Below are 18,163 nucleotides of genomic sequence, written 5' to 3' on the forward strand. Positions count from 1 at the left end.
GGAAAACCCCATGAACGAAACCATCAAGCTGTCGACCCCGATTACCCTCAACCAGCTGCCAACCAATCAGATCATCTTTCGTGAGCCGACGGTCGGCGATCAGCTCGATGCCCGCCAGCTGGCCGGCAACGATGACGCGAAGTTTGAAATGACCATGCTGGCGAATATGGCCGGTTGCGCACCGGACGATCTGCGCCAGGTGACGCTGCGCGATTACGGCAAGTTGCAGAAAGCCTATCTTCGGCTGTCTGCGGAAGAACCAGCTGCCGACGGGAAACAGTCCGCTGTGGTGGCTGTGGTCACGCCGGCTGGCTGAGCGCTACGGCTGGAGCCGGGACGAGATCCGCGCGGTACCCGTGTCTGAGCTCGCGCAGTGGCTGGCAGTGGATGAGCCGCCGGATTAGCGGCGGGACAGCCAGTAGAGCAGCAAGGCGATGGCCACGATCGGGGTGCAGCCCACCAGCACCCCGGCCATGGCGCCATACAACACGGTCGCGGTGGATAGCCCGTGCTGGCTGATGCCGTATAGCGCGCCACCGGCGGCCATCAGCAAGACCACTGCCGTTCCGATCAGATCAAACCATTTGCCTGCGTGCATTGAAGGGCCCGTATGTCTAAAGATGTTGCCATTGGTATTGTAATCGGTGGCGCCGTATCTGCAACGCTGGGCGCCGCCGTCGGCAAGACGCAGAAATCGGTGGAAGGCCTGCAAAAGGGCATGGCGGACACCAAGGGCATCAAGAGTCTGATTGGTGAGACCCAACGCCTGCAGCGCGAACTGGCCGAGGCAGACAAGGCCGGGCGCCGGATCGGGCTGGAAAGCGTACGCCAATTGCGGGGCGAGCTGGGCGGGCTGGAGAAAGACTGGCAGGCGTCCACCGCCCGTGTCGGCGAGCTGGCCCGGGCGCTGAACTCCGCTAAGCAGGCTGCCGCCGGCCAAGCCGCGGCGGTGCCGGCCCTGGAGGCCGAACACCGTGCGCTGTCGGAGTCGGCAAGGTTGGCCGCGGCGCATGCCGACATCAAGCGTGCAGCGTGGCAGGACGGCAAGAACAACAGCGCCTTGACCCGCCAGCAGGTGCTGGCGCTGAAGGGCGAGGCCGATGCCGCCCGCGGTGCCTCTCAGCAGGCCAAGGCGCTGGTCGTTGCCAAGAAAGCCCAGATCGATGCGGCCAAGGCGGCCACATCGGAAGAAGCTCGGCTGACCAGCGAGCTGGGCAAGGCACAGCGCGCTGCCGCTGCGGCCAAAGCGGCGTTCGAGGGCAAGCGTGCCACGCTGCAGGCTACCCGCAGCGAGCTGCGCAATACCGGTACCGCAGTCGGAGATACAACCCGCCAGACCGTCAAACTAGGGGAGGCGGCCAAACAGGCCGCCCAGGGGCAGCAGCAGCTGGCCAACGTGCCGTTGCGCGACAAGCTGGCGGCGAACACCGCCAAGCTGCGCGACATGGGCATCGAGGTCGGCAACCTCGACAAGGCCATGCGCAAGCTGCAGCAGACCGAAAAGGGCATGCAGTGGCAGCAGCACGGCCTCGGCCAGATTCAGTCCGGCATCGAGCTGGGCAAAACCGCCGGGGTGACCACCATTGGTGCCGCCGCCGTGCCCACCAAGATCAGCGGTGATTTCCAGGCAGAGACCCGCGACATCGCGATCAAGTCTGGTATCGCCAACAAGGCCGGCGAGAAGGAGCTGGTCAGCGGCATCATGCAGATTGCCGCCGACCAGAAGATGGACCGTACCGCACTGGCACAGGCCATCAATGGTCTGGTGACGCAAGGCATGGGGTGGCAGGAGGCCATCGGTCACGGCAGCTTGCTGGCCGAACTGGTCAAAGGCCAGAAGATGGCACCGGAAGACGCCTCAAAGCTGATTTACTCCTTCGGCCAGAACGGCGTGTCGCAGAAAGACATGCGCAAGACCATGGGCGAGGTGGCTGTCGCCGGCGATCTGGGCGCGTTCGAGTCGGACAAGATGGCCCGCTTCATGCCGGAGCTGCTGGCCACTACCGGCGCGCTCGGATTCCAGGGCCCGGACGCGGTGCGCTACATCGCCGCCAGCCTGCAGGCGCAGGTCAAGCTGACGGGTGACCCGGACAGTGCCGCCAACAACTTCAAGAACCTGCTGGCCAAGATCACCGCGCCGGACACCGACAAGAAGTTTGCCGATGCTGGCGTCAGCCTGCAGGAGTCGATGAAGGCGTACATGAAGGCCGGTTACAACCCGGTCGAGGCCTTTATCGCGCTGACGGAAAAGCTCACCGCCAAGCAGGACCCGGCGCAGGCGAAGAAGCTGGCGGATCTGAAAGCCAGGATCAAGAACAGTGGCGGCAACAAGCAGCAAGAGAACGAGGCGCTGGACGCCTACCTGAAAATGGCCGGTCTGGCCGACATCCTGACCGACCAGCAGGCGCGCTCCGGTGCGCTGGCACAGATCAAGTACGGTGGCCAGATCAAGAGCGACCTGACCAAGATCCAGAGCACGGATGGTGGCAAGAAACTGGAAGGGGACAAAGCCGCTCGCGACGACACATCGAACAGCCGCTGGGAGGCGGTGGCGGCGGACTTTAACGCCAGCATGATCGCCGTCGGGGATGCCATCCGGCCCGTGACTAACGGTGCGGCCGATCTGGCGTCATCGCTGCTGCAGCTCGGTACCGGCTTTGCGCAGAATCATCCGGAAGCATCGACGCTGGGGCTGGCCGCTGGCGTGGTGACGTTGGGCATTGCGGCCAAGCGCATTGTCGGTGGTGCCGTGCAGTGGGGCGCCGGCAAGGTGCTGACCACGCTGGGTGGCAAGACCGGGGCGGCGGCGGCAGGCAAGGGCGGTCTGCCCGGTGTGCTGTCTGAGGTGCTGGGTGGCGGCAAGCCTGGCGCCGGCGTGCAGCAGGTATTCGTCACCAACATGCCGCGTGGCGGCCTGCCGGACTTGCCGGGAGCGCCAGACAGCAAAGGCAAACCGTCGGGCAAGCTGACGCGTGTCGGTGCCGCGGTACGTAGTGCGCTGGGCGGGACGGTGACGGCAGGTCGTGCCGCGATGGCCGCTCCGACGCTGGGTGCCGTAGCAACAGGCGGTGCCGCAACAGCGGCGGCCGCTACCGGCATGGTTGCCGCAGCGGGCGTGGCTGGCTACGGCGTCGGTACCGCGATCAATGCCGGCATTACCGCCGGTCTGACGGCGGCCAACGGTGGCCGCAAGCAGACCTTGGGCGGCTGGCTGTACGACAAGCTGCATGGTGACGAGGAGGCCAAGCTGCTGGCGCCGACAGTCATTAAGCGGCCTGTTGCGGTTGGGGCGACAGCGAAGCCGGAAGCGGCAGCCAAAGCACCGGCTGCCGTACCCGCGGCCAAGCCGGCGCCGGCCAAGGCGCCACCGCCGCCCGTCGTGCAGCACTTTACCTTCTCACCAAAAATCGACGTCAAAGTGCTGGGTGATGCCAAGAACCCGGCAGAGATCGCCGCGCAGCTGGCGCCGCACCTGAAGCGGTTGTTTGACCAATGGTCCGCCAAAGCCAAGTCAAGCGGCGGCGGTCTGTACGACCCGGTAGGAGGGTGACATGGAGCTTGAAACAGTATTGCGGTTGGCCGTTGATGGCGCCAGCCGCGCCGCCGGCGTCGCCAATTTGCCGCGGGCGGTGGCCGATGTCACGTCGGCGGTGAAGAGTGCCACCGGCGCGGCGGTGCAGGTAGAAAAGGCCGCCGCGCTGCTGTCGGCCGGTGCACCGTTGACCGGCGCCAGCAGCAGAACGGTGCAGCGTGCGGCCGGGCTGCTGACGTTGGCTGCCAAGGACTTGACCAGCTCCAGCAATAACTTGCTGCAGGCGGCGGGTAGGGCGCTGGCGGCCAGCAACAGCAAGCTGAAACAGGCGCTGGGTTACTCGCTTACCGCCTACGCGCGACTGCCGAAAGATGCGCGCGCCCTCGCCATGCGTATGGGCGGCGGCAGTGTCGCCTCGCTGGTGCAGTCATTCGGCGGGGCATTGGCGGTAGGGCTGGACATGAGTGGCGCACCGGCACGGGGTTACCTGCTGGAGCTGGCGCCGGAGCTGGGCGTGCCGTTCCGCTTTGCCCTGGGGCAGGCCGCGTTTGACACCCTGTCCCGTGCCACCCAGTTCAACATCGCCAGCCAGGAACGGCTGACGCGGCGCGCGGCAGAGCAGGCGGTGAGCAAGGGCGGTGACCGCATCACGCTGAAGGGGGCGATCTTCCTGGCGCAGCATGGCGCCGGACACATCGACCGCCTGCGCGAGCTGGGTGATGCGCTGCAGCCGCTGACACTGACCACTGGTTACGGTGAGCACCTGGGGCGCTGGTACCTGGCGCAATTGAACGAAGAACAGGCGTATCTGTTTGTCGACGGTGCACCGCGCAAGCAGGCCTTCACGCTGGAGCTGTCTCGCTATGGCGAAGATTATCAGAACGTCTGACGGAGACTGCCTGGACAGTCTCTGCCACGCGCACTATGGCCACCTCAACGGTACTGTTGAGGCGGTGCTGGCCGCCAACGTGGATCTGGCCGGGCAGGCACAGCCGTATCCTCAGGGCATCTATATCGCCATGCCGGACATTGCCAGCGCCACAACTGAAACCGTCACGCTGTGGGAGTAAACCATGCGGCCGACCTTTCGTATCCTGGCCAATGGTCAGGACATTACCGCGACCCTGCAAGACCGCCTGATCTCGATCAGCATTACCGACAAGGCCGGGCTGGATTCCGACGAGCTGACCGTTACCCTGGACGACCGAAACGGCGCAGTCGGCCTGCCGCCGCGCGGCGCTATGCTCGATGTCAGCCTGGGTTATGTCGAAACCGGGCTGACCCGCATCGGGCAATATCGGGTGGACGAAGTCGAGTCCAGCGGCCCGCCGCAGATTGTCGTGTTTCGTGGTCGGCCGGCGGACATGTCCGGCAAGATCAAGCAGCCCCGGCGCCACTCGTGGGAGGGCGCCACACTGGAGCAGGTCGTGAAGGACATTGCCGCCCGCAACAAGCTCAAGGCGGTGTGCAAGGTCAAGGCCACTGTTGCCCGGGCTGATCAGATGAACGAATCCGATCTTCACTTCATCACCCGCTTGGCTGGCCAGTACGACGCCACCGCGACAGTGAAGGGCGGGCAGATCCTGGTGCTGCCGCGTGGCGGCCAGGCTGCCAGCGTCACCGGTAAGACGCTGCCCACGCTGGTGCTCCATCGCAAGGACATCAAGGGCTGGCATTTCAAGTCCAGTGATCGCAACGCCTCTGGTGGCGCCATCGTTCGCCACCACGACAAAGCCACCGGCAAGACGCAATCGGTGCTGGTGCCCAATCCGGACAACCCGAGTGCGCCGCCGCGGGTGATCCGTCACACGGCGAGTAGCAAAGGTACGGCGGCGGCGGCAGCCAAGGCAGCCAGCAACCGCGCGGCACGGTCGGAAATCACCATGAGTATCACCATGGCCGGCCGCGCCGACATCGTTGCCGAGCGCAAACTGCGCACGCAGGGAATCAAGGACGGCGTCGACCACCTCTGGACCATCGACAGCGTGACGCACGAATTCAGTAGTGGCGGCTGGGAAACCAGCCTGGAACTGATCCTGAATAAGAAAGCCGAGCCGGCGAAGAAGGGGAAGAAGAAAGCAGGACAGAAAAAACCCAAGGCGCTGGTGGCATTGGCGCCGTGACTTGTTTCACTCCAGCCCCGCGATTTCGCGGGGTTCACTTTTTAGGGGGTTGTAATGCAGGAACATGAAAAAGGACTGTTGTGGTTGCTGTGTGTGGGGGCGCTGATCGGGCTGGGCAAGCTGCTGTCCAGTGATGAAGCCATCACCACGCGTCTGATCTTTGGCCGCGCCATTCTGGGTGCCGGTACCTCCACCATCGCTGGCGTTGCGTTGATGCAGTTTCCTGCGCTACCGATGCCGGCGCTGGTGGGAATTGGCGCCGGGCTGGGCATTGTTGGTGCCCAGTACCTGGAAGCCTGGCTCAAGCGCCGCGCAGACAAGATTTCTGCCTGACCATTACCGCCGACGACCACACCCGCCCATGAGGCGGGTTTTTTTATGGAAGGAGTCACATGGCTCGCATTTCGGAACAAGAGGCCGGTGGCCGCAATGTCCTTGCCTTTCTCGACATGATCGCCGTGTCCGAGCTGGGGCGTGGCCTGCTCACCACCAGCGATGACGGTTACAACGTCATCGTCGGGAGCACCGTAAAGGCACCGTTGCTGTTCAGCAGCTATAGCGATCACCCGCGGCGTGTCATTGATTTGCCGAAGCTGGGCATCAAGTCCAGCGCCGCCGGCCGTTACCAGATCCTGGCGCGCTATTACGACGCCTACCGCAAGCAGCTGGCCCTCAGCAACTTCGGCGCCATCAATCAGGACCGCATCGCGCTGCAGCTGATCCGCGAGTGCCGCGCACTGGACGACATCCAGCGCGGCAACATCGCCACTGCCATCAGCAAGTGCCGCAGCCGCTGGGCATCGCTGCCGGGTGCCGGTTATGGCCAGAACGAGCACAGCGCCGAAGCACTACTGGCCGTGTATGCGACGGCAGGAGGTCGCTTGGCATGATCAATAGCAAACTCGTTCCCATCATCGTTGTGGTGGTGCTGCTCGGGCTGTCGCACGGCCTCGCGTACTGGTCTGGCCAGTCTGCCGAGCGACAAGACCAGCAGCTCGCCGCGGTCACTCGCGAGCGTGACGATAACGCCGCGATCAACGACCTGCAGCAGCAGCTGCGCCGAGCCGAGTCCGCCGGCGCCAGCCAGTTGCTGGCCGCCGAAACCCGCTACCAGAAAGGTCTGTTAGATGTTCAAACGCAAAAAGCCCGCATTCTTGCTGGTCATGCTGCTGGCACTGCCCGGCTGTCAGTCCCTGTCAAAGCTGCCAGCTGCACAGCTGCAAGCCCTGCGGCCAACCTTGCCGGCGACGGCGCCGATCCAGCGCCACGCGCCGAACTTTCTAACGAGGCTGCAGAGTTTCTTGTCGGCCTCGCCGCCGAAGCCGACGCAGTCGCCGTAGAGTTGAACCGATGTGCGGATAGGGTGGATATGAACGAAAGGCTTTTAATAAAAGAGGAGGGCAGTTAGGGAAAATGGCTTCGTCGGAAAACTGCGGATGCCTGCGCAGCTGACCACTGGTGCCGGCGCACTCTTTCCGTTTCATGGAACCAGCGCTGGTGGAGATCGCTTTCGATTGATATGCTATCGGCAAGATAGATGGCTTGCTGTGTCGCACTTCGGCCAGAAGCAGCCATTTGGTGCATGTCGTGATTAGCAGGCATTCACAGTATGTAGAGATAATAATTCAATGAAGTACAAGCACATTAATTCCATGCTTCACAACTTTGGCCACTCCTTCATAAGCTCCATGAATTACGTCGATGACGAATACATTATTGACGTGTTGACCGAGCTGGCCTTTCAAGTTCCTGGGCATGAACTCGAAATTAATTTCTCTACGGGGCACATTTCACCGTCTGGTGAATATCCGGTAAGGCTCTACAAGTCTATTGGTTACTGGAAAGAATGGTTACCCAAGCACATGGAGCATCACAGAATCAATCCCTCTGCATTGTCAGAGGTGCATCTCAGATTTCGCCTGGTAAGAGATGGTCGCGAAGTTATCGTTGCCACTTCTGATGACAGGGGCAAGAACTACAAGGTGTTTGTACATGGCTAACGCCTAGATCATTTTGAATTCAGTTGTTAGTGGTCCGCTTTCCTTGTAGGCAAACGTCTGCTCAGGGTCGATTGCAGAAGCACACATCCTCGTCAAAGTATGTCTGCACTACGTTGGCCAGTGGGCACCAGTGCTCTGGTCAGGTGCGACCACCAGTGCCCGCAACAACAGGTCACACCATTGAATGGCTTTTCACACTCACCGGCACATCTTCTCGCACGGCACGCCATCGTGATCCCCGTCGATCTTCACGTTCGGGCAATACCGCAGGTAATACTTTGCCTCCTCGCAGCTCACCATCTGGCTGCAATGTACCTTCCCCGAGCAGCTGAAACCCGCGGCAGAACGGCGCGGCTTCAGGATTGGATCGGGCACCGATGAAGCAGGGGCGCTTGGTGCGGGCAGGGCAATCGGGCGGGAAGGCGCAGACGTCGCCGGCATCTGTCGTTTCTCGTGGCGCCACACCCACGGTGCCACCGGATTCGGGTCAGCCCACAGCCCCGTGCCGTAGCTCTTCGCGAAAGCCTCCGCGCCGTCATAGCCACTGTCACGCGAATACTGCCGGTACACCCACGCCATGCCCTTGCGCAGCTGCTGGCGGTTCACATCCAGATCCCCTAAAAACACCTTTGCCACCGTCCGGCCATAGCGGTCGCGCGTCTCCGGCTGCAGCACCACCTGCTTGCCATACACCATCGCCGACAGAGCCTGTTTCGACCGCTCGCCGAACGGCTGGTTTTTCTCCGGCGCGTCGATCTGCGCCAGGCGCACCTTGATGGATTGATTGCCGGCAGCCAGGCAAGTCAGCGTATCGCCATCCGACACACCCACCACCTTGCACGAGATATCCGCGGCCATCACGTTGGCCGCAAGAACAAAAGAGAGAATAGATAACAGTTTCATGGCCGGATCATGCCAGAACCATGTCAATTCTGGCAAAGCCAGTCCCGTCGGTGTCGATGCTTGTAGCTCGCTCGCTCGCCAGCACCTCCGGACTTTATGCCAAGTGTGACAAAACCATCTTTATGGCATGGTAAAACACTCACAAAGTGCGTAATAATCCCATGTCATTGCAACTGGATAACGGTTTCCAGTCAAAGGGAGATGAGCATGTTTTGTCAAAAATGTGGCCAGAACAATCAAGACTTGGCCAAATTCTGCAGCCGCTGTGGCACCAGCCTTGGCAGTGTGGCGATGCCAAGTGAAATGACCTTTAGCGCAGGTCCGATGCCGGACCAGATGACTTTTGGCAAGGCAATCTCCACTTGCCTGTCCAAGTACGCCGACTTCAAAGGACGCGCAACACGGGCGGAATACTGGTGGTTTATCCTGTTTACCTGCCTGGTGTCCCTCGTCGCCCTCATCATTGACCCTTCCGAAGTGCTCGCAAACATACTGACGCTGGTTTTCTTCCTGCCGTCCTTGGCAGCTGCAACGCGTCGACTGCACGATGGCAACCGCAGTGGCTGGTGGCAGTTGCTTGCTATCACCGTCATTGGCCTTATCCCGCTCCTGATCTGGATGTGCAGCAAAGGCGATCCGCACCGCAACGATTATGGCCAGCCGGTTTAAGCGTCCAACGCGAAAAAGATTGGTCGCGGCCAACCTCGCATAAAGAACACCACCCCGTCAGCCAAGTGCCAAGCTTGGCTGGCGCTACACAAAAATAGTCGCCAAACGAACAGGGAGAAACCCATGAACAAAACACTCGCCATCGCCATTCTCGCCGCGAGCACCATCTTCACCGGCTGCGCATCCGTAGCACTGGCGCCGAAAGAACAAGACGCCGCACTCAAAACCTTCACCGCACCACCAGCAGACAAAGCCGCCGTCTACATTTACCGCAATACCTTTGTCGGCCAGGCACTGAAGAAAAACGTCTACGTCAATGGCGAACTGGTGGGTGAGTCGGCCAACAAAGTCTACTTCTACCGTCAGGTCCCACCCGGCACAAACAAAATCTCCACCGAATCCGAATTCAGTGACAACGAAATCAACCTGATTACCGAAGGCGGCAAAAACTACTTTGTAGAACAATACATCCGCATGGGCGTCTTTGTCGGTGGTGCCAACGTCAAGCAAGTCTCGGAAGAAGAGGGCAAGAAAAACGTCCTTGAATCCAGCCTCGCAAAATAAACCGCCGCACCTGGCCACCCCCAACGTCAGCCGCAAAGCAAAAGGGCAAGCCACGCGGCTTGCCCTTGTCACGAACCACCCTCACACCTCATCTCGGCGTCCCGCTGCCGGGCGGCGCATTGCCGCGGCCGGTGCCGGACGGGCTGCCTGTCGTGCTCGGCCAGTTACCACCCGGCCCCGGGTGGCTGGACTGGCCACGCCCGCCGCTGGTGCCTCTCCCGCCGGATGTCCCGCCGCCTTTACCTGCTCCTGAACCACCGCCACCTTTAGCCATCACGCACTCCTTCACCTGCCGGAAACAACGACAGGCGCAGCGCCGGCAAACGCCAGGGCCTGCTATTCCCTAGATGTAGCAGCCACCGGCCAAACGGCAAGCACAAATCTGCGCAATGTCATTGAAATAAAAAAGTGGCCATACCAGAATACATCGTCAACCACACGCAAGGCGCTGCCATGGCCTCCAACGAAATCATGTGGATCCCCTTTGTGCTGCTGAGCCTGTACGACTGGGCGGGCGGGTGGGGCGTACTCGCGTTGCTAGCGGGGAGTGTGCTGCTTGGCGGGCTGCTTGCACGCTATGGCCGTCACATTGCACTGCGGCTAGTTGCCGCCGGCGTGTTAGCCAGCTCCGCACTTGGCTGGTTCACGCTGCTGCTACCAGCCTATGCCTTCTCCTGGACGCCTTGGGTTGAGCCGACAGGCTTGCCGTGGCCGTGGTGGTAACAGATAAAAATTTAAGTGATGTTTTTTTATGGCCTTTATGCAGGCAAAAGTAGTAGTTCGAGCTTCTAGTCGGAACAAAGACTCTAGACGTCGCTATTGACCCAGAGCGGTTAGTTAAGGCAGTCAGAAGTGCAGTCCAAAGCAGGTGCTTGACCGGCTCTGCTAGAGTGCCTGCCTACCCTCTCTCAATTAGGTGGGAGTATGAAGGCACGTAATTTTGGAAGTGTTTTTGTTGCGGATTGACTGGCTTGGTATAATTTACAAAACTATAATTTCAAATAGGATTTATAATGAATGTCTCGTCCGATTCCAGAATGAATTTTGAGTTAGACATGCTTGCGACAATACAGCGTTTCAAGAAAGATCTTGTAAAATTAATTCCATACGTTCCCAAAAACAAAGAAGCCAAAGATTTTCTTTTGAGCCTTGGGGTTGATATGCTTATTCATATGCATGATTTTTGGCGGCATCGCCTCATAGAAATCAGGCCAAGAGAGGTTGAAATTGCAAGCTGGATTAGGAACTCTACTGCATATATAAACAATAAAGAAAAGATAAATAAATTAATGACAATCGTAAGAGGTGGTGGCGATATAAATTGCTATCTCTCCGAAAAGGTTCATAGCAGGGCTCTAGATGTGGAGGCTTTTAAAGCAGATAGGGACTTCATGCGATCTAGAGATCGGATGCTTGTGTGTGAAGGGTTTCACCACCTTCATTTGGAACCCTATCCAGGTCGAACCAATTATCTAATTATTGCAAAAGTTTTTCGCTCTCGCATGGATGTTATTGGGGTATTTCCTCATGCTATATTTGATGATGATTGTTTGAGTTCGGTGAGGGCGAGCTATGAATCTGCTTTGGAAAAATATTCTCGAATGCTTGCTCCGGCTGGTGGGTTTTTCATAGGTGGGCCAGGCGGAGGAATGCAAAATCTTGCAGGGAGCTCCGTAGAATCCACATTCTTTCACACTGGCACTTACAAGATTATTAAACTTATTGAAGAATATAATGGAGGGTTGGAGGAATATACTAGAGGGCTTTATGCGCAACGCGGTCGTTCACCTCGAAAAATTAATCCTGTCTGGGTTTTGGATGGTCGAAGTCTTGAAATACATGATAAGGTCAATAAGACTATATTTAAGGGTGATGACATTCGTGTTAATGTTCGAGGTGGGTGTCTAACACCAATTCGAGAGTCATGATAAATTAATTGCATTAAGAATGGGGCGTGAGAAAGGTCCCGGTAAATATTGTTATTGCCTGGTATTAATATACTGGTTTGTTGGTCTTTCTCGGTAAACTCTTTATTTCCATTAAAGCCGAGCGGTCTAAATTCATGTGGCAGCCATTTACGACGGATGGTTATTGACTATCAACCGCACCCCAAGAAAACCCACTTCTATTGGGGCTCCAACCGGTGGCAACGGACCGGTGGTGTGCTTATCAACTGCCCTGTTCAATTGTCGCTTGTCCGAGGTGCTATTCTTTGATGCCATGTAGGCATATGGTTACACTGGACTGCGGGCTACCATGGTTTTTTAATTTGATGGCCGCACACGTTGTGAGCGAGTGTGTGAATGCGTTATTGACAGTGTGATACGATGTTCTTAATATGCAATTATCACGTTCAATAGCGTGAACGGGCTTGGCCGCCCGTGTAATCACAGGCGAACAGAATAGCCGCCGTCATTGCGGCTTTTTGTTTGAATGCACTCGTGCGCGCAGTTTATGGCGGGCCGGGTGGGGACACCTTCGGGTGTGCCGGTGTCCTGTGAGCCGGTCGGCCAACCCCACCTTGGTCTGCCACCCTTGCTTGGCCGCGGGGGTGGCGGGGAAAAACCGCCATCACAGGAGTTAGAAATGACTGCTCACATTCAATCCCTCGGCTCGTCCGCACCTGCTGTTTTCTCTTTTGGTTCCTTTGATGTCCGCACCTTCGATCGTGAAGGTGAGGTGTGGTTTGTTGCGTCTGACGTTGCTGCCGCGCTGGATTACCGCAATGCGCCCGATATGACGCGCTCTCTGGATGAAGACGAAAAGGGTACGCACATTGTGCGTACCCCTGGTGGCGAACAGACGCTGGTCATCATCAACGAATCCGGCATGTACTCCGCGATCCTTAAAAGCCGCAAACCGGAAGCGAAGCCCTTCAAGCGTTGGGTGACGCACGAGGTGCTGCCGTCACTGCGCAAGTCTGGCAGTTACGCCTTGCCGTCGACTGCGGCCAACGTTGCGGCGCCTGGCGTAGCGATGCTGGACGATGTGCCGGTGCTGACCATGCAAAGGTTGGCCGCATGCTTCGGCATGAGCATCGATCCGATCCGGCGCAACCGCGAGTTGTTCCCGGAGCGGTTTGTCCACGGTGTGCACTGGTTCCGGCTGGAGGGTGACGCGCTGCGCCGCTTCGGTCTGGCCAACCTGCACACAGGCGAGGTGTCACGTAACTTCGGCCGCAGCATGATCGTATGGACAGAGGCGGGCGCTCAGATGCACGCGGCGTGCTTTGCGCCGGCACAGGGCAAGGCAGGGTTGGCCGCGGTGGAGGCATACTTGCGGGGCGAGGCGGCTCCATCGGCTATCGCGCCAGTGTCTGCCGCCACGGCTGTGCAGGCGCCAGGGGCGTCGATGCCTTGGCCGGTGTCACCGGCTGATCTGGCGAGGGGCGGGCGGGTGTTGCTGAGCATGAACCATCGCGGCGTGCTGCAGGCGGAGCCGGTACCGACCGAGGCGTTTGTGGCGACAGCGGCGGAGCTGGCCAAGCAGCTTGCCGCGCCGGATGTGATGTGGACCCGCGACGATCTGCACGCCATCGGCGCCGCCGCCATGGCCAGGCTGGCGCGGCGGGGGTAGGTGAAGAGGGCTGTCTTGGCCGTAATGGCCGTAGGCTAAATAAGAAAGCCGCCCTTGGGCGGCTTTTCTGCGTCAGTCCGCGGCCGAGTTACAGGAACACCGCGGCCGGTACGTGAAAGCGGGTTTCCAGGGCGCGGATGTGCCGCACGTTCAGATCGCGCTTGCCGCGCAGTATTTCCGAGATCACGCCCTGCGTGCCAATCTCTGGCAGGTCGGACTGGGTAAGGTGGTGCTGGGCCATGAGCATGCGCAGTGCATCCACCCCGGTTACATCCGGCAGCTGGTAGTGCTGGTCGTCATAGTCGCCGATCAGCTCGCCCAAGGTGGCCACCAAGTCGGCCAGGGGGTGGGCTTCGTCGGCGGCGCCGGCATCCAGCAGCTCATTCATCACCGATACGGCGTGGTCGTAGTCTTCCTCGGTACGGATGGGGCGCAGAGGCACTGCACGGCTCAGCGCGCCAAAGTGGGCGGCGATCTCGGCAATGTTCATGGTTTCCATTTGTCGTACTCCTTGTGTGTGAAAACGTGCCTGACGTACAGCATCTGCCGGTTGAAATGGATGGCAGCGATTACCCTGTACTTGTTTCCGCCAATGTCGAAAACGTAGTAGTCCCCGACTTTGTCCGTGGCGTTGAAGGCCGACTTCAGATCGGCAAAGTTGGCGAAGGGTCGAGACTCGATCACGGTTCGCCATGCTTGCAGTGGTTCTGCCGCGGGCTGGTGGGCCGCAGAAAAGACCAACAAGGCTTTGTTTGAGATTACCCGCATATGGTCAATTTATCTCGTATTGAGATTTTTGGCAAGAAAGGTTAGGGTGTGTCACGCGCCTTGGCCTGAAGCGAAGCCTTGGTTCGTGGGGCGATAGGCGGTACAATTCGTCCCAGCTTGTTTGTCCCATCCCGGGATGTATATAAAGGAATATTTACAAGGCTGCCCGGTCTTGTCTTGATGCCTGAGTTTGAGCAGTGATGATGGAGTGCCTGCGGAGTGGCTGGCTGTTGAGCCAGTGTCCCATAAGTGTCCCAAAATCAGCCGGTTGCCTTGTGTCAAGCGGGTTCGCGAGTCTCTCCTTTCGCACCACTACATTGCTTCATGGAAAACACTAAACCGCTCAAACCCAAGCACAGCAAAGGTTTCGGCGGTTTTTTGTTTTTACGCACCTGGATTGGTGCGCACTTGGCCGCAAGCGCGATGCACTGTTCATTTGGTGGCTGCGTGCTATACTCATCCCTTGCTTTTGTCGCCAGAATGCGGGCGAGCGGGGCGGCGCCCTGACTGATCCGCCTTCGGCAATACCTCTGAATTGGTGCAAAAAGCAGATTCAGCCGGTTCTTGTAAAATGTTCCGCCATCTTGCTTTTTGTCTCTGGCTTTAATCTCCCACACCTTTAAATCTAAGGATTGGACATGCAAGTACAATTGGAAACGTTGAGCGGCCTTGAGCGTCGCATGAGCATTGCCTTGCCAATGGCGGCAATCGACGCACAAGTTGCCGAGCGCCTGAAGCGCGTGGCACGCACGGCCAAAATTCAGGGTTTCCGTCCAGGCAAAGCCCCGGCCAAGATCGTTGAAATGAACTATGGCGCGCAGGTTCGTGAAGAAGTGCTGGGCGAGCAAGTGCAACAAGGTTTCTACAAGGCTGCCGTCGAGCAAAAGCTGCGCGTAGCCGGTTACCCGCGTTTTGAATCGGTTGATGCCGCTGGCGACGCCGAAAGCTTCAAGTTTGCCGCTACTTTCGAGGTTTATCCGGAAGTTGTGGTGGGCGAACTGGCCGGCAAGGACGTTGAAAAGGCGAACACCCCAGTAACCGACGCCGAAATTGACAAGACCATCGACATCCTGCGCAAGCAACGCACCCGCTTCAATCACGTTGAACGTGCGGCTGCCGAAGGCGATCGCGTAATCATCGACTTCAAGGGTAGCATCGACGGCGTGGCCTTCGAAGGCGGCTCCGCTGAAAACTTCCCGTTCATGATCGGCCAGGGCCAGATGCTGGCTGACTTCGAAAACGGCGTGAAAGGCCTGAAGGAAGGCGAAACCGTCAGCGTGACCGTGAACTTCCCAGAGGATTACCATGGCAAGGATGTTGCCGGTAAGACTGCAGTCTTCGACATCACCCTGAAGAGCGTTGCCGAAGCACAACTGCCGGAAGTCAACGAAGAGCTGGCCAAGCAGCTGGGCATCGCCGACGGCGACATCAGCAAAATGCGCGCTGAAATCCGCAAGAACGTCGAGCGTGAAGTCAAGCGTCGCCTGACCGCCCGCAACAAGGAAGCGGTAATGCAGGTGCTGCTGGATGCGACCACCATCGAGTTGCCGAAGTCGCTGGTCGAGCTGGAAGTTGGCCGCCTGATGGAACAGGCCCGCAAGGACCTGGAACAGCGCGGCATGGCCATGAAAGACATGCCGCTGCCGGCCGACCTGTTCACCCAGCAAGCCGAGCGCCGCGTGGCTCTGGGCCTGATCCTGGCGGAAGTGGTGGAAGCCAACAAGCTGGAAGCCAAGCCTGAGCAAGTCAAGGCCATGATCGAAGAGTTCGCCGACAGCTACGAGCAGCCGGAAGACGTGCTGAGCTGGTACTACGCCAGCCCGGACCGCCTGGAAGGCCCGACTTCGATGGTTCTTGAAGACAACGTGGTTGAATTTGTGCTGTCCCGTGCCAATGTTGTCGAGAAGGAACTGTCGTTTGATGCCTTGATGGGCAATAACGGCCAATAATCAACTGTAATCCGGAGAGGTCGATGAAATCGATGATTGAACCGCAAGGTTTGGGGCTGGTGCCCATGGTGGTGGAGCAGAGCGGTCGTGGCGAGCGCGCCTATGACATCTTCTCCCGCCTGCTCAAGGAACGTATCATTTTCCTGGTCGGGCCTGTCACCGATGAGTCGGCCAATCTGGTCGTGGCACAGATGCTGTTCCTGGAGTCGGAGAACCCGGACAAGGACATCTATCTGTACATCAACTCCCCGGGGGGGTCGATTACCGCCGGCATGTCGATTTACGACACGATGAACTTCATCAAGCCGGATATTTCGACCCTCTGCATTGGCCAGGCCGCCAGCATGGGTGCATTCCTGCTGTCCGCCGGTGCCAAGGGCAAGCGTTTCACGCTGCCGCATAGCCGGGTGATGATTCACCAACCGTTGCTGTACGGCGGCGGTCTGAGCGGTCAGGTGACCGATATCGAGATTCATGCGCGCGAACTGGTGAAAACCAAGTTGCTGATGAATGAATTGCTGGCCAAGCATACTGGTCAGGCGCTGGAACAGATCCAGGCCGATACCGAGCGCGACAATTTCATGTCCGCGGAGCAGGCGCTGGCTTACGGTCTGATCGACAAAGTGCTGACTTCGCGTGCCGAAGTGGCTGCCTAATTCGGGAATGGTGTGAATGGCTGACAAAAACAGCGAAAAACTGCTTTACTGCTCTTTCTGCGGCAAGAGCCAGCACGAAGTGCAGCGTCTGATCGCCGGGCCACAGGTCTACATTTGCAATGAATGTGTCGACCTGTGTACCGACATCATTCACGAAGAGCTGGAAGCCAAGCTGGGCGATGCGGCCACGCCGGAAGAGGTGGCGGCCAAGTTGCCGACGCCGCAGGAAATCCGCGCCAGCCTGGACCAGCACATCATCGGCCAGGAACAAGCGAAGAAAACCCTGTCGGTTGCGGTGTACAACCACTACAAGCGTTTGTACACGGCGAGTAGCAAGGACGACGTCGAACTGGCGAAGAGCAACATCCTGCTGATCGGTCCGACCGGTTCTGGCAAGACGCTGCTGGCGCAAACACTGGCGCGGTTGCTGGACGTGCCGTTTGTGATTGCCGATGCCACGACCCTGACCGAAGCGGGTTATGTCGGTGAAGATGTCGAGCACATCATCCAGAAGCTGCTGCAGAAGTGCGACTACGACCCGGAAAAGGCGCAGCGCGGCATCGTGTATCTGGATGAAATCGACAAGATTTCGCGCAAGTCCGAAAACCCGTCCATTACCCGCGACGTATCGGGAGAGGGCGTGCAGCAGGCCTTGCTGAAACTGATCGAGGGTACGGTTGCCTCGGTGCCGCCGCAGGGTGGGCGCAAGCATCCGAACCAGGAGTTCATCCAGGTCGATACCACCAATATCCTGTTCATTTGCGGTGGCGCGTTCGATGGTCTGGAAAAGATCATCCGCCGTCGCTCGGAAAAGGGAGGTATCGGTTTCGGTGCCGAAGTGACCTCCAAGGATGGCGGCAAATCGCTGTCGGCGCTGTTCCAGGATGTCGAGCCGGAAGACCTGATCCGTTTCGGCCTGATTCCGGAGCTGATCGGCCGTCTGCCGGTGGTCGCGACGCTGGAAGAGCTGGACGAAGAGGCACTGGTCAATATCCTGACCCAACCGAAGAATGCGCTGATCAAGCAGTACCAGCGCCTGTTCTCGATGGAGAAGGTTGATCTTGAAGTGCGTCCTTCCGCACTGCGGCTGATCGCCAAGCAGGCGCTGATCCGCAAGACCGGCGCCCGTGGTCTGCGTTCTATTCTGGAGCGTGCGCTGCTGGACACCATGTACGAGCTGCCGTCGCTGGATGGCGTGACCCGCGTGGTGGTTGACGAAAAGGTGATCGAGAAGGGCGACAAGCCGCTGTTCATCTATCAGGACACTGACGACCAGACGGCACAGTCCGCCTGATTGCTCTGCGCTCCCCGAAAACCGCCGTTACCGGCGGTTTTTTATTTTAAAAGTGCAGCGATCTGCATTAGCATGCTTGATAAGTGTCAACATGCCCTTATCTGTAATCGCAACTGAATTCCTCCCTGT

The 18,163-nt window shown here is 58.9% G+C and carries 21 protein-coding genes; 17 read left to right on the forward strand and 4 right to left on the reverse strand.

The annotated features are described in order from the left end of the window. Positions 1–10 precede the first annotated feature (10 nt). Entirely contained in the window at positions 11–316 is a 306-nt protein-coding gene (locus tag NOM55_RS02375) for a phage tail assembly protein (protein WP_255907338.1), read from the forward strand. 84 nt (positions 317–400) lie between these two features. Here NOM55_RS02375 and NOM55_RS02380 read toward each other — a convergent pair whose 3' ends face one another. Then, positions 401–559, reverse strand: coding sequence for a hypothetical protein (locus NOM55_RS02380; RefSeq protein ID WP_255907339.1), 159 nt, complete (start codon positions 557–559; stop codon positions 401–403). 51 nt (positions 560–610) lie between these two features. On the opposite strand from NOM55_RS02380, the gene NOM55_RS02385 reads away from it, so the two are divergent. The 8 genes from NOM55_RS02385 to NOM55_RS02420 all read left to right on the forward strand — a co-directional run bounded on the left by NOM55_RS02385 (position 611) and on the right by NOM55_RS02420 (position 7,655). Next, positions 611–3,550, forward strand: coding sequence for a phage tail tape measure protein (locus NOM55_RS02385; protein WP_255907340.1), 2,940 nt, complete (start codon positions 611–613; stop codon positions 3,548–3,550). A 1-nt stretch (position 3,551) separates the two neighbouring features. Continuing rightward, entirely contained in the window at positions 3,552–4,421 is an 870-nt protein-coding gene (locus tag NOM55_RS02390) for a phage tail protein (RefSeq protein ID WP_255907341.1), read from the forward strand. Next, entirely contained in the window at positions 4,396–4,602 is a 207-nt protein-coding gene (locus tag NOM55_RS02395; protein ID WP_047965453.1) for a tail protein X, read from the forward strand. The genes NOM55_RS02390 and NOM55_RS02395 overlap by 26 nt, the downstream gene beginning before the upstream one ends. Positions 4,603–4,605: 3 nt before the next feature. Then, a complete protein-coding gene (locus tag NOM55_RS02400; RefSeq protein WP_120809961.1) occupies positions 4,606–5,655 on the forward strand; it encodes a phage late control D family protein in 1,050 nt (349 codons plus the stop codon). A 54-nt stretch (positions 5,656–5,709) separates the two neighbouring features. Beyond that, complete coding sequence (locus NOM55_RS02405; protein ID WP_255907342.1) at positions 5,710–5,988, forward strand: phage holin family protein; 279 nt, start codon at positions 5,710–5,712, stop codon at positions 5,986–5,988. Between the two features lie 59 nt (positions 5,989–6,047). Continuing rightward, positions 6,048–6,545 (forward strand): glycoside hydrolase family 104 protein, encoded by a 498-nt coding sequence (locus tag NOM55_RS02410; RefSeq protein ID WP_255907343.1) that lies wholly within the window; start codon positions 6,048–6,050, stop codon positions 6,543–6,545. Further along, positions 6,542–7,063, forward strand: coding sequence for a lysis system i-spanin subunit Rz (locus tag NOM55_RS02415; protein WP_255907344.1), 522 nt, complete (start codon positions 6,542–6,544; stop codon positions 7,061–7,063). Before NOM55_RS02410 ends, NOM55_RS02415 begins: the two co-directional genes overlap by 4 nt. Before the next feature lie 280 nt (positions 7,064–7,343). Then, on the forward strand, positions 7,344–7,655 hold the full coding sequence (locus NOM55_RS02420) for a hypothetical protein (RefSeq protein WP_255907345.1): 312 nt from the start codon (positions 7,344–7,346) through the stop codon (positions 7,653–7,655). A gap of 198 nt (positions 7,656–7,853) precedes the next feature. On the opposite strand, the gene NOM55_RS02425 is transcribed toward NOM55_RS02420, so the two are convergent. Further along, entirely contained in the window at positions 7,854–8,558 is a 705-nt protein-coding gene (locus NOM55_RS02425; RefSeq protein WP_255907346.1) for a thermonuclease family protein, read from the reverse strand. A gap of 207 nt (positions 8,559–8,765) precedes the next feature. On the opposite strand from NOM55_RS02425, the gene NOM55_RS02430 reads away from it, so the two are divergent. The 5 genes from NOM55_RS02430 to NOM55_RS02450 all read left to right on the forward strand — a co-directional run bounded on the left by NOM55_RS02430 (position 8,766) and on the right by NOM55_RS02450 (position 13,367). Continuing rightward, a complete protein-coding gene (locus NOM55_RS02430; RefSeq protein ID WP_156167832.1) occupies positions 8,766–9,227 on the forward strand; it encodes a DUF805 domain-containing protein in 462 nt (153 codons plus the stop codon). A 123-nt stretch (positions 9,228–9,350) separates the two neighbouring features. After that, positions 9,351–9,791, forward strand: coding sequence for a DUF2846 domain-containing protein (locus NOM55_RS02435; RefSeq protein ID WP_047965447.1), 441 nt, complete (start codon positions 9,351–9,353; stop codon positions 9,789–9,791). A gap of 453 nt (positions 9,792–10,244) precedes the next feature. Continuing rightward, positions 10,245–10,514: a hypothetical protein gene (locus tag NOM55_RS02440; RefSeq protein ID WP_255907347.1), complete on the forward strand. Its 270-nt coding sequence runs from the start codon at positions 10,245–10,247 to the stop codon at positions 10,512–10,514. A 290-nt stretch (positions 10,515–10,804) separates the two neighbouring features. Beyond that, positions 10,805–11,719, forward strand: a complete 915-nt coding sequence (locus NOM55_RS02445; protein WP_255907348.1) for a hypothetical protein — start codon at positions 10,805–10,807, stop codon at positions 11,717–11,719. A 658-nt stretch (positions 11,720–12,377) separates the two neighbouring features. Then, on the forward strand, positions 12,378–13,367 hold the full coding sequence (locus NOM55_RS02450; protein WP_255907349.1) for a BRO family protein: 990 nt from the start codon (positions 12,378–12,380) through the stop codon (positions 13,365–13,367). A gap of 88 nt (positions 13,368–13,455) precedes the next feature. On the opposite strand, the gene NOM55_RS02455 is transcribed toward NOM55_RS02450, so the two are convergent. Continuing rightward, positions 13,456–13,866, reverse strand: a complete 411-nt coding sequence (locus NOM55_RS02455) for a type II toxin-antitoxin system HigA family antitoxin (RefSeq protein ID WP_255907350.1) — start codon at positions 13,864–13,866, stop codon at positions 13,456–13,458. Further along, the gene (locus NOM55_RS17405; protein WP_370687853.1) at positions 13,854–14,135 is read right to left on the reverse strand and encodes a type II toxin-antitoxin system HigB family toxin; all 282 of its coding nucleotides are present in this window, start codon (positions 14,133–14,135) and stop codon (positions 13,854–13,856) included. The genes NOM55_RS02455 and NOM55_RS17405 overlap by 13 nt, the downstream gene beginning before the upstream one ends. 638 nt (positions 14,136–14,773) lie before the next feature. On the opposite strand from NOM55_RS17405, the gene tig reads away from it, so the two are divergent. From tig to clpX, 3 genes are read left to right on the forward strand one after another with little or no spacing between them, the layout of a single operon-like run. After that, positions 14,774–16,084, forward strand: a complete 1,311-nt coding sequence (gene tig / locus NOM55_RS02460; RefSeq protein WP_047965443.1) for a trigger factor — start codon at positions 14,774–14,776, stop codon at positions 16,082–16,084. Between the two features lie 23 nt (positions 16,085–16,107). Continuing rightward, entirely contained in the window at positions 16,108–16,740 is a 633-nt protein-coding gene (clpP, locus tag NOM55_RS02465; protein WP_047965442.1) for an ATP-dependent Clp endopeptidase proteolytic subunit ClpP, read from the forward strand. A gap of 16 nt (positions 16,741–16,756) precedes the next feature. Beyond that, positions 16,757–18,034, forward strand: a complete 1,278-nt coding sequence (gene clpX / locus NOM55_RS02470) for an ATP-dependent Clp protease ATP-binding subunit ClpX (RefSeq protein ID WP_047965441.1) — start codon at positions 16,757–16,759, stop codon at positions 18,032–18,034. Positions 18,035–18,163 lie beyond the last annotated feature (129 nt).

The organism is Vogesella sp. AC12, from assembly GCF_024437575.1.
GTDB classification, from domain to species: domain Bacteria; phylum Pseudomonadota; class Gammaproteobacteria; order Burkholderiales; family Chromobacteriaceae; genus Vogesella; species Vogesella indigofera.